The sequence below is a fragment of the Pengzhenrongella sp. genome, assembly GCF_036565025.1.
Taxonomy (GTDB): Bacteria; Actinomycetota; Actinomycetes; order Actinomycetales; family Cellulomonadaceae; genus Pengzhenrongella.
Genome location: NZ_DATCNW010000051.1, coordinates 1 through 10,103, shown reverse-complemented (window position 1 = coordinate 10,103; position 10,103 = coordinate 1). Strand labels below are relative to the sequence as shown.

The window sequence follows — 10,103 nt, the reverse complement described above, 5'->3', positions numbered from 1 at the left end:
GAGCCCGGCCAGCCCGATCAGGATCGCCAGCGCCGCCACGGACGCCGACACCAGCAAGGCCGGCACAAGGTCCGCCGTCGTCGCGGGGACCCCCGCGATGCTCGCGACCGCGAACACCGCGAACATCGGACCCGCCGGCCGCCACCCCGCCGCGTCCCCGACCAGCGAGGCGACGACCGCGACCGCCGCTGACGCGCCGAGGAGGGCCCACGCGCCCGCGCCGTATGCCCCCACCGCCGTGCCCGCGACGACCGCCAGCACCTGCATCGACGCCGCCGCGAGCTGCGTGCGGACACGTCGCCCGTGCGCATCGGTGCGCCCGAAGATCGCCGTGAACGCGCCGAAGGCGGCATACATCGACCACTCGGTCCGACCCGTCGCCGCAAGCACGGCGAGCGGGATACCCACCGACAGGCCCGCCCGGAGCGCGATCCAGTGGCTCTCGTTGTGCGGCGCGAATCGCACGAGGTCGCGGGGCTTGGGCAGGTGGTGGGCGACGGGCACGGGAGCGGCTTTCGGGTGAGGAGCGGGGGAGACGAAAGGGGAGCGGTCGAGTCTACGGGTGACCGGTCGCCCGGCCGGGTCGCGGACCGGGCACCCGCGGCGCGGCAACCGACGTCGCTGTGAGAGAATCGGACCCGTCAGATGCCCTCTCGATCTGGTCGGTCTGTCCGTCGCAAGGCACACCGTCCCAGGCCAGAGGGCATCTGATTTTCCCCGGGTGTTTCCTCCCCGCGAGCGAGCCGCACGGTCGAGGTAGACCTGCTCCGCCACCACGCCATAGTTTTAACGTCTCATTGGGTATAACTTTGGGTCCCATGAACTGCGGATCCGCCGGGAGACCCGGGGAACGGTGGGCAACAGTAACGGTGCTCCGCGTCGCTGACCTGGCGCGGTGACAGCGCGTGGCGGACCGCGTCGAGGCGAAGTTCGAGAGCCTCCTGGAGGCGGCACCCGATGCGATGGTCGGGGTGGACCAGGCGGGGATGATCCGGTTCGTCAACCGCCAGACCGAGGCCCTGTTCGGGTATGACCGCGCCGAGCTGATCGGCGTGCCGATCGAGACGCTCGTCCCCGAGGCGTCCCGGCACGTGCACCCGGCTCGCCGGGAAGGGTATTTCGCGGATCCGCGGACCCGGTCGATGGGTGCGGGCCTGGACCTGTCCGGTCGTCGCCGGGACGGCACCCAGTTCCCCGTCGATATCAGCCTGTCCACGATCGACACCGAGGACGGCTTGCTGGTCACCGCCGCGGTCCGTGACATCACCGAGCGCAAGAAGCTCGAGGCGAAGTTCGAGAGCCTCCTGGAGGCGGCACCCGATGCGATCCTCAGCAAGACCCTTGAGGGCATCATCACCGCCTGGAATCCGGCCGCCGAACGCCTCTACGGGTACTCCGCGGCCGAGGCCGTGGGCGCGCCGATCTCCTTTCTCCTCCCACCCGGTCGGGTGGACGACATCGCGGAGCTCCTCGCCCGGGTCGGCCGCGGGGAGCGGATCGAGCACCACGAGACCACCCGGATCTGCAAGGACGGGCGGATCGTGGACGTGTCCCTCTCGGTCGCTCCGATCCGGGACTCCCGGGGCGTCCTGATCGGCGCTTCCACGATCGCCCGGGACATCACCGACCGCAAGCGTGCCGAGGAGTCCGCCCGGGCTGCGGCCGAGCGGTCCGAGCACGCCCTGCGGATGGCCGAGGAACGCTTCCATGCCGCATTCGACGACGCCCCGGTCGGCGTCGTGATCACCGACCTGACCGGCAAGTGGCTCCAGGTCAACACGGCCTTCGCGAGGCTCACCGGATACTCCATGGCTCAGCTGCGGCAGATGACTGCGGTGGACCTGCTCTCGCCGGATGACATGGCCGGCCGCAGTGCGTACAAAGCGGAAGTCTTCAACGCCCGTGAATCGCGGGATATATCCAACACGATCCGACACTCCGACGGCCACCTCGTCTGGGTCCATGGGGTCACCGCGCCGATGTACGACGAGGCCGGGACACAGGTGGGGTTCATCTCCCACATCGAAGACGTGACCGCGCGCAGGCAGATGGAAGAGGACCTGCTCTCCGCGGAGCGCCGGTACCGCTCAGCCTTCGAAAGCGCCCCGGTCGGGATGGCGCAGCTCGATCTGGACGGGCGGCTGGTCGAGGTCAACGAAGCGCTGGGCGACCTGCTCGGCTACACCGCGAGCCGGCTGCGCGGGCGCACCACCATCGAGCTGACCCATCCGGACGACGTGGAGCGCACCGTCGATGCGATCGCGCAGCTCGCAGCGGGCGAGCTGACCTCCTTCCACGCCGAACAGCGCTATCGGCACGCCGACGGACATCCGATCTGGGTTGCGCTGTCGATCGCGGCGGTCACCGACAGCCGCGCCCAGGTCCAGCACCTGCTGGCGCACTGCCTCGACATCACCGACCGCAAGCGGTTCGAGGCCGAGCTGGCGCATCTCGCCGACCACGACCCGCTGACCGGGCTGCTCAACCGGCGCGGCTTCGAGGCCGAGCTGGACCGGCAGGCCGCCGACGTCACGCGGTACGGCCCGTCCGGGGCGCTGATCATGCTGGACCTGGACCGCTTCAAGGAGGTCAACGACACCCTCGGGCACCTGACCGGGGATGAGTTGATCGTCTCGATAGGTGAGGTGCTCAAGCGGACCGTCCGCGCCACCGACATCGTGGCGCGTCTCGGTGGCGACGAGTTCGCGATCATCCTGCCGCACGCTCTTCGCGCCGACGCGCAGGCCGTCGCTGACAAGCTCGTGCGCGCGGTTCGCAACCAGGTCACCGTGCTGGGCGGTGACCACCGGCGCGCGGTCACCGCCAGCGCGGGCGTGGCGATGTTCGACGATCCGGGTCTCAGCGGCGAGGGGGTCCTGCTCAACGCGGACCTCGCGATGTACGACGCCAAGAGTGCCGGCCGCAACGGGTACGCCTTCTACAACGGCGTCTCCCCAAAGCACCCTCCCACCAAGGCCCGCCTGGACTGGGTCGAGCGCATCAACGTCGCGCTGGAGCAGGACCTCTTCGAGCTGCACGCCCAGCCGGTGCTCGATCTTCGCACCGGTCGGGTCAGCCGGTACGAGCTGCTGCTGCGCATGCTCGACGACGACGGCGCCATCACCGGTCCCGACGCGTTCCTGCACACTGCCGAGCGAACCGGGTTGATCGGACGCATCGACCGATGGGTCACCGGCCAGGCCATCGACCTGCTCGCGCACCCCGACCTGCCCCCGGACACGGTGCTCGAGGTCAACATCTCCGGGCTGTCCGTGGGCGACGCCGACCTGCTCACCTTCCTCGAGGAGCGGTTCACCGAGTCCAGCGCCGACCCGTCCCGCCTGGTGTTCGAGATCACCGAGACGGCCGCCGTCGGCAACGTCCAGGCCGCGCGCACCTTTGCCAAACGACTCACCGACATCGGCTGTCAGTTCGCCCTCGACGACTTCGGGTCCGGCTTCGGGTCCTTCTACTACCTCAAGCACCTGCTATTCGACTACATCAAGATCGACGGCGAGTTCATCGCCAACTGCATCACCAGCCAGACCGACCAGCTCGTCATCCAGGCCCTGGTCACCATCGCCCACGGCATGAACAAGCAGACCGTCGCCGAGTTCGTCGGCGACGAGGAGACCCTGCGGTTCGTCGCGAGCCAGGGGATCGACTTCGCGCAGGGGTACCACATCGGCAAGCCCGACGTGATCGACGAACTGATCCGCGGCCACGGACGCGGCTCCTCGCCGGACCCCGTGCACACCTGAAGGCAGATGCTCTGCCCCGGGGACCGCACTCGCGTGAATCGATCCTGGCTACCGGGCGCGAGTGCGGTCATTCTGCTGTCTATTCGACGATTTAGACAGCAGAACGGCCGCACTCGCGCGGCAGACAGCAGAACGGCCGCACTCGCGCGAGGCGGGCGGACCTGATCGTCCCGATCGAGGCCGGACTGCTCGACGCGCGCGCGATCCTTGAGCTCGGAGACATCCTGTCCGGTGCCGTCGCCGGACGCACGAACGCCGACCAGCGCACAGTCTTCAAGAGCGCCGGCTCGGCCGACCTCACCCAACCTGGGTGGCAGCGATCAGGTTTGGGAAGGATGTGTGCGCGGGACGCACCGATTCTTCCGGAACTAAAGAGTGTCGACCTCTCACCCGCACTCGCGGGGATCCGGCTCGGTCCGACCCGGACTGGACGGGCGAGGGACGGATCGGCGGGGCCCGACTTCCGATTCCCTCAGATGTGAGGGCCTGACGGGGCGGGGAAGCCGGGGAGGTTATGGGACGAAGCGGTAGCCGATGCCGGGGGCGGTGAGCAGGTGTCGGGGCGCCGAGGGCTGGTCCTCGAGCTTGCGCCGCAGCTGGGCGATGTAGACCCGCAGGTAGTTGGCCTGGTCGAGGTAGGCGGGGCCCCAGATCTCGGTCAGCAGCTTCTCGTGGCCGACGAGCTTGCCCGAGTTGCGCACCAGGATGTCGAGGAAGTGCCATTCGGTCGGGGTGAGCCGCACGTCGGCGCCGTCGCGCGTGACCCGACGCGCGGCGAGGTCGACCGTGAACATGTCGGTCTCGATGATCGGCGCGGTGACGTCCGGCGTCGAGCGCCGCAGCGCGGCGCGGATGCGCGCGAGCAGCTCGTCCATGCCGAACGGCTTGGTGATGTAGTCGTCCGCGCCGGCGTCCAGGGCGTCGACCTTGGCGGACTCGTTGTCCCGCGCGGAGAGCACGATGATCGGCACCGTGCTCCACCCGCGCAGCCCGCGCACGACGTCGATCCCGTCGAGGTCGGGCAGGCCCAGGTCGAGGACGACGACGTCGGGCCGGTTCGAGGCGAGCCGGAGCGCATCGGCCCCGTTGGCGGCCGCCTGGACGTCGAAGTGCCGGGCCCGCAGGTTGATCGTCAGGGCGCGCAGCAGGGTCGCGTCGTCGTCGACCACGAGGATGCGGGTCATGCGTCGGCCAGGGGCAGGCTCAGCGTCATCGTCAGACCGCCGTTCGGTGTGGTGGACGGGCGAAGGGTCGCGCCGATCGCCTCGGCGAAACCCTCGGCGATCGCGAGGCCGAGCCCCACGCCCGAGGTGGACCGGTCGTTGAGCCGCTGGAACGGGGTGAACATGTGCGGCCAGTCCGCCTCGGCGACCCCGGGACCGTCGTCGACCACGGCGAGCTCGAGCCGGTCGGCGACCTGGCGGGCGGTGATCCGCACACCCGACCTCGCGTACCGGCGCGCGTTGTCGACCACGTTGTCGACCACGCGCTCGAGCAGCCCGACGTCGCTGAGGATGAGCGGAAGGTCGTCGGGGACGTCGATCGTGACCTCCGCCGGGACGACGGTGAGCAGGGTCCGCGCGACCACCTCGTCGAGCGCGACCGGTGCGAGCTTCGCGCTGACCCCGCCCGCCTCGAGGCGGCTCATGGCGAGCAGGTTCGCGATCAGGCCGGTGAGCCGGTCGGCGCCCTCCTCGATCGCCTCGAGCAGCTCGCTGCGCTCGGTCGGCGTCCAGTCGACGTCGTCCTGGCGCAGGCTGCTGACCGACGCCTTGATCCCGGCGAGCGGTGTGCGCAGATCGTGCCCGACGGCGGCCAGCAAGGCCGAGCGCGCCCGGTCCACGGCCGCGAGCTCCACGACGCGGGCCGCCTGTTCGGTGAGCTGCTGACCTTCCCAGGCGCGGGCAGCCGTCGAGGCCAGCCTGGTCAGGACCCGCCGGTCCTCGGCGAACAGGGTCGGGCCGTACGCGACGAGCAGCAGGCTGTCGCTCGCGGGCACCGAGATGCTGGGCCGCCCGAACTCCTGCGGCCCGACCCGGGCCACGACGTCGCCGATGTCGCGTTCGACCAGCGCTGCGGACGTCATCCCGAACGTCGCGCGCACCTCGTTCAGGACTCCGTCGAGCGTGATCATCGAGACCGGCTCGGAGGTGAACCGCGAGAGCACCTGGGACTCGAGCCGGCTCCGGGCGGCGTTGGCCTGCTCGCGGGCGGCCAGGTGCACGATCGCGCTGACCACCCCCGCGACGACGGTGAACACGACGAGCTCGATCGCGCTGTCCTGCCGGTCCACCGAGAGCGTGTGGAACGGCGGCACGAGGAACCAGTTCGCGAGCAGGAACGAGAAGGCGGCCGCCAGCGCCCCCGGACCGATCCCGCCGACCGCAGCGGTCAGCACCACGACCATGATGTACAGCATCAGGACGGTGCCCAGCGCGAGCGTGTCGGTAGGAACGGACAGGACCGCGGTGAGCGCGGGCAGGCCGACCAGGGCGATCGCGAGCCCGGTCCAGCGGCGCTTCGCGGGCAGGCGGTTCCCCGCCCGGGGGAGTGTCCGGCCGGAGGTCATGGGGTCAGCGTGGCACAGCGGGCTCCTTCAGTTCGCCGGGCGCGGCCGGGGCCGGGGTCGGGCCCGGGTTGCTCGTGCTCGAAGGGTCGATCATCGGCCGGATCTGAGCGGGGCTCGGGTCGGCCCGCCAGGGCACGCTGGTCACCATCACGCCCGGCTGGAACAACAGGTACGCCTTGAGTCGCAGGGCGCTCTGGTTGTGCAGCGCCTGCTCCCACCAGTGCTCGACGATGTACTCCGGGATGAAGACGGCGACGACGTCGCGCGGGCTCTCGCGGCGGAGCCTGGCGATGTGCTCGAGGGCCGGTCGCGTCATGTCGCGGTACGGCGAGTCGAGCACGGTGAGCGGCACCGGGATGCCGCGCGCGTTCCACTCGTCGATGAGCGCCTTGGTCTCGGCCGGGTTCACGCGCACGGTCAGCGCCGTCAGGGTCGACGGCCGCGTGGCGCGGGCATAGGCGAGTGCGCGCAGCGCGGGAGTCGTCAGGCGCGAGACGAGCACGAACGCGTGCACGCGGCTGGGCAGCGGGACGCCGTCGGCCGGGGGGACCTGCAGGAGGGCGACGCGGTCGTAGTGCCGCTTGACCGAGCGCATCGAGGCGACGACCAGCGGGATGGCGATGACCACGAGGTAGGCGCCGTGCGTGAACTTGGTCAGCAGCACGATGACCAGGACGAGCCCCGTCACGGCCGCTCCGAGCGCGTTCACCGCGCGCGACCGCTTCATCGTGCGACGGGCACCCTCGGAGATCGCGACCGGAATCTTCCGGCTCCAGTGCTTGACCATGCCGGCCTGGCTCAGGGTGAACGAGACGAAGACGCCGATGATGTAGAGCTGGATCAGTCGGGTGGTGCTCGCGTCGAAGGCGACGATCAGCGCGCCGGCGGCGATGGCCAGGATCACGATGCCGTTGCTGAACGCGAGCCGGTCCCCGCGGCGCGAGAACTGGCGCGGCAGGAAGCCGTCCTGCCCGAGGATGGAGGCCAGGATCGGGAAGCCGTTGAACGCCGTGTTCGCCGCCAGGACCAGGACCGCAGCAGTGACCACGGCCGTGAGGAAGAACCCGATGCTGTTCGGCCCGAACACGGCTCCGGCGAGCTGCGCGATGACGGTTCGCTGGACGTAGCCGTCCGGTGCGCCGATCAGGTTCGACGGTTCGGCGGCGACGTGGACCTTCGAGACGAGGGCGAGCACCGTGATCCCGATGAACATGGTCACGGTGAGCGCACCCATGATCGCGAGCGTCGAGGCGGCGTTGCGGCTCTTCGGCTCCTTGAAGCTGGGTACCCCGTTGCTCACGGCCTCCACCCCGGTCAGGGCGGTGCAGCCCGACGCGAAGGAGCGCAGCACGATCGCCGCCATGGCGAGCGGTCCGAAGCTCGCGTGCGACTGGATGCCGATCTGCGCGGACTCCGCCACCGGCGCTTGGGCGAAGAAGAACTGGAAGGCGCCGAGCAGGAGCATCGTGAACACGCATGCGATGAAGCCGTAGGTCGGGATCGCGAAGATCGTGCCGGACTCCTTGGTGCCCCGCAGGTTCATCACCGCGAGCAGCGCGACCAGCGCCAAGGACAGACTCACCGAGTGCGGGGCCAGGGCCGGCACCGCCGAAACGATGTTCGCGACCCCGGCCGCCACCGAGACCGCGACCGTCAGCACGTAGTCCACCAGCAGCGCGGAGGCGGCGATGAGCGCAGCGTTGGTGCCGAGGTTCGCCCGGCTCACCGCGTAGGCCCCGCCCCCGCCGGGATACGCGTGACACGTCTGCCGGTAGGAGGCCACGACCACGATGAGCAGCAGCACGACGGCGGCCGCGACCCACGGCACGAAGTGCAGCAGTCCCAGGCCACCCACGCTGAGCATGAGCAGGATCTCCTCGGTCGCGTAGGCGTTGGAGGAGAGCGGGTCGCTGCAGAAGACGGGTAGGGCGATCTTCTTCGGCAGCAGCGTCTCGCCCATCCGGGCGGAGCTGATCGGACGTCCGACGAGCAGACGCTTGGGGATACCCAGCACAGGAGCCATGTCTTCAGCCAACCCTCGCCCGCGCGAGCCGACCGCGATCTTGACGTCTTCCTAAGGTCGCGCGCGGCAACCCTGACGCGATCTTGACGCAGGGAACCGGGCGCGGGCGTCGGTGCGGTGCTCGGCGCGGACCCCGCCGGCGGCGGGGACAGGACCTGCCGCCCTTCGACTCGCCGGGCGCAAAATGTTGTCACCGATTACCCTGCCGCTCATCGTATGCTAGGTGTACCGTCGCCTTACCGGTTGACGACCGAATCGATGTGGGGGCATCGGGGGTCAATGTTGCAAGAGCGCGTCCGCTCTCGCTGATACTTCCTTCAGCTGCGTCGATACGGCCTCGCCCGGGTATCGACGATTCGAATCTTTCGGGCGAATCTTTGTTCTGCGGGTGGGCCTGCTTGTCGAAGACGACGAGCGCCCGCCGATGTGCGCAGTCGTCGGCGCGGCCAGGTGCCCGTGCCTCCCTTGTCCGATGAGCCGGCGACGTGCCGCCGGACGCGATCGCCTCGCGCCGGAGCTCATCAGCCGTTGTCGCAGCCCACGCCGATCTAACCCTTGACGAGCATGAAGGAGCCCCGATGAGCATCATGACCGAGCAGAAGTACGTCGTCCGCTTGTCCATCCAGGCCACCGCGACGGATGCCTCCGATGCGGTCCAGGACGTGCTGGACCAGGTGTTGCACGGTGGCCTGGAGAACTTCACGTACAGCGTCGAGGAGGTCGGCGCAGCGGAGCAGCCCTTCGAACTTCCCACGCACCACGGCGACGTCAAGGCCTTGGCGCACGCCTGGGGTGTACCGGAGAACTGCGTGGACTCGAGTTTTCGCGGAGAGTTCCTCGGCTGACGTTCATTGTGCTTTGCATCACTCGCGGGAGTACGCCATTCACCGATGATCGGCCCACCGCCGGTCATAGACTCGAGGAAGGATCTGCGCAACGGCGCGCAGGTCTTCACAGGGGGCAAAACATGGCTGTAGATCTCTATCGGGCACAACGTGTCACCGGATATGTCGACCTCGACCATCTGCTGGGTGCGAGCGACTTCCTGCCGACGCAGCGCGCTCCGGAGTCCGGCCCGTTCCGGCGGAAGTTCTCCATTGAACGATTCGAGGCGATCGAGCGCTGGATCAACGCACATTCCGCCAAGGTTCGCCGAGACCGGCAGGCGTGGCGTCCGACCGGGCCGGCCCAGGGCTCGCGCCCGTAGCTGGGCGACCGGCCCGGGGCACGAGCCCCGGGCGAACCCCGCTCGAACCCTATGCGGCGGCGATCCGGCCGATGCGAACGCGCCACACCTCCGGCCCCTCCTCGAGGTAGTCCCAGGTGAACTCGCCGGTGTTCTCCGCCTCGAGCTGGTAGCGCAGCGGCTTCGGGTCATGGTCGTTGACCAGCACGAACGCGGTGTGTACCGGCAGGCTCGCGAACGTCCCGAAGATCAGCTCGTGCCGGATCCGGGGGATCTCGGTCCGGACATCGACGACGGCGTCGGCGGTGGGTGTGGGCTCGGCGGGCATGGTGGGTTCCTCTCGGTGGGGCAGGGCTGACTCGAGCGCTTGCTCGAGCCGCGCCGCGTGATGCATGGTGCCGTCCAGCCGCTGGGCCGCGGCGGGGTGGTCGTGGCGCAGCAGGACCCAGCCGTCCGCCGCGAGGCGGCCGGCTCGCTGAGGCAGACCTGCGGTGGCGAGATCGCGGCAGGCGCGCGCGAGGACTCGCGTCAGCCCGTCGACGAGCTCGTCGACGACGAGCTCGT

The 10,103-nt window shown here is 69.6% G+C and carries 7 protein-coding genes and 1 pseudogene; 3 read left to right on the top strand and 5 right to left on the bottom strand.

The genetic code is table 11. The annotated features are described in order from the left end of the window. Positions 1-504: pseudogene (locus VIM26_RS02715) on the bottom strand (FUSC family protein); the annotation flags it as partial. A gap of 401 nt (positions 505-905) precedes the next feature. Here VIM26_RS02715 and VIM26_RS02710 point away from each other — a divergent pair. Further along, positions 906-3,761, top strand: a complete 2,856-nt coding sequence (locus VIM26_RS02710) for a PAS domain S-box protein (protein ID WP_331948782.1) — start codon at positions 906-908, stop codon at positions 3,759-3,761. A gap of 512 nt (positions 3,762-4,273) precedes the next feature. Here the strand turns inward: VIM26_RS02710 and VIM26_RS02705 are convergent. The 3 genes from VIM26_RS02705 to VIM26_RS02695 are packed head-to-tail and all read right to left on the bottom strand — an operon-like array spanning position 4,274 to position 8,353. Beyond that, positions 4,274-4,945: a response regulator gene (locus VIM26_RS02705; protein ID WP_331948781.1), complete on the bottom strand. Its 672-nt coding sequence runs from the start codon at positions 4,943-4,945 to the stop codon at positions 4,274-4,276. Next, positions 4,942-6,330 carry a sensor histidine kinase gene (locus VIM26_RS02700; protein WP_331948780.1) on the bottom strand — a complete coding sequence of 463 codons (1,389 nt, stop codon included), beginning with the start codon at positions 6,328-6,330 and terminating at the stop codon, positions 4,942-4,944. Before VIM26_RS02700 ends, VIM26_RS02705 begins: the two co-directional genes overlap by 4 nt. A 4-nt stretch (positions 6,331-6,334) precedes the next feature. Further along, positions 6,335-8,353, bottom strand: a complete 2,019-nt coding sequence (locus VIM26_RS02695) for an APC family permease (RefSeq protein ID WP_331948779.1) — start codon at positions 8,351-8,353, stop codon at positions 6,335-6,337. A 578-nt stretch (positions 8,354-8,931) separates the two neighbouring features. Between VIM26_RS02695 and VIM26_RS02690 the strand changes: the two genes are divergently transcribed. Then, positions 8,932-9,198, top strand: a complete 267-nt coding sequence (locus VIM26_RS02690) for a hypothetical protein (RefSeq protein ID WP_331948778.1) — start codon at positions 8,932-8,934, stop codon at positions 9,196-9,198. 122 nt (positions 9,199-9,320) lie between these two features. Continuing rightward, complete coding sequence (locus VIM26_RS02685) at positions 9,321-9,560, top strand: hypothetical protein (RefSeq protein ID WP_331948777.1); 240 nt, start codon at positions 9,321-9,323, stop codon at positions 9,558-9,560. 49 nt (positions 9,561-9,609) lie between these two features. Here VIM26_RS02685 and VIM26_RS02680 read toward each other — a convergent pair. Further along, positions 9,610-10,103 (bottom strand): DUF2249 domain-containing protein (locus VIM26_RS02680; RefSeq protein WP_331948776.1); only part of this gene is annotated, 494 nt, incomplete at its 5' end.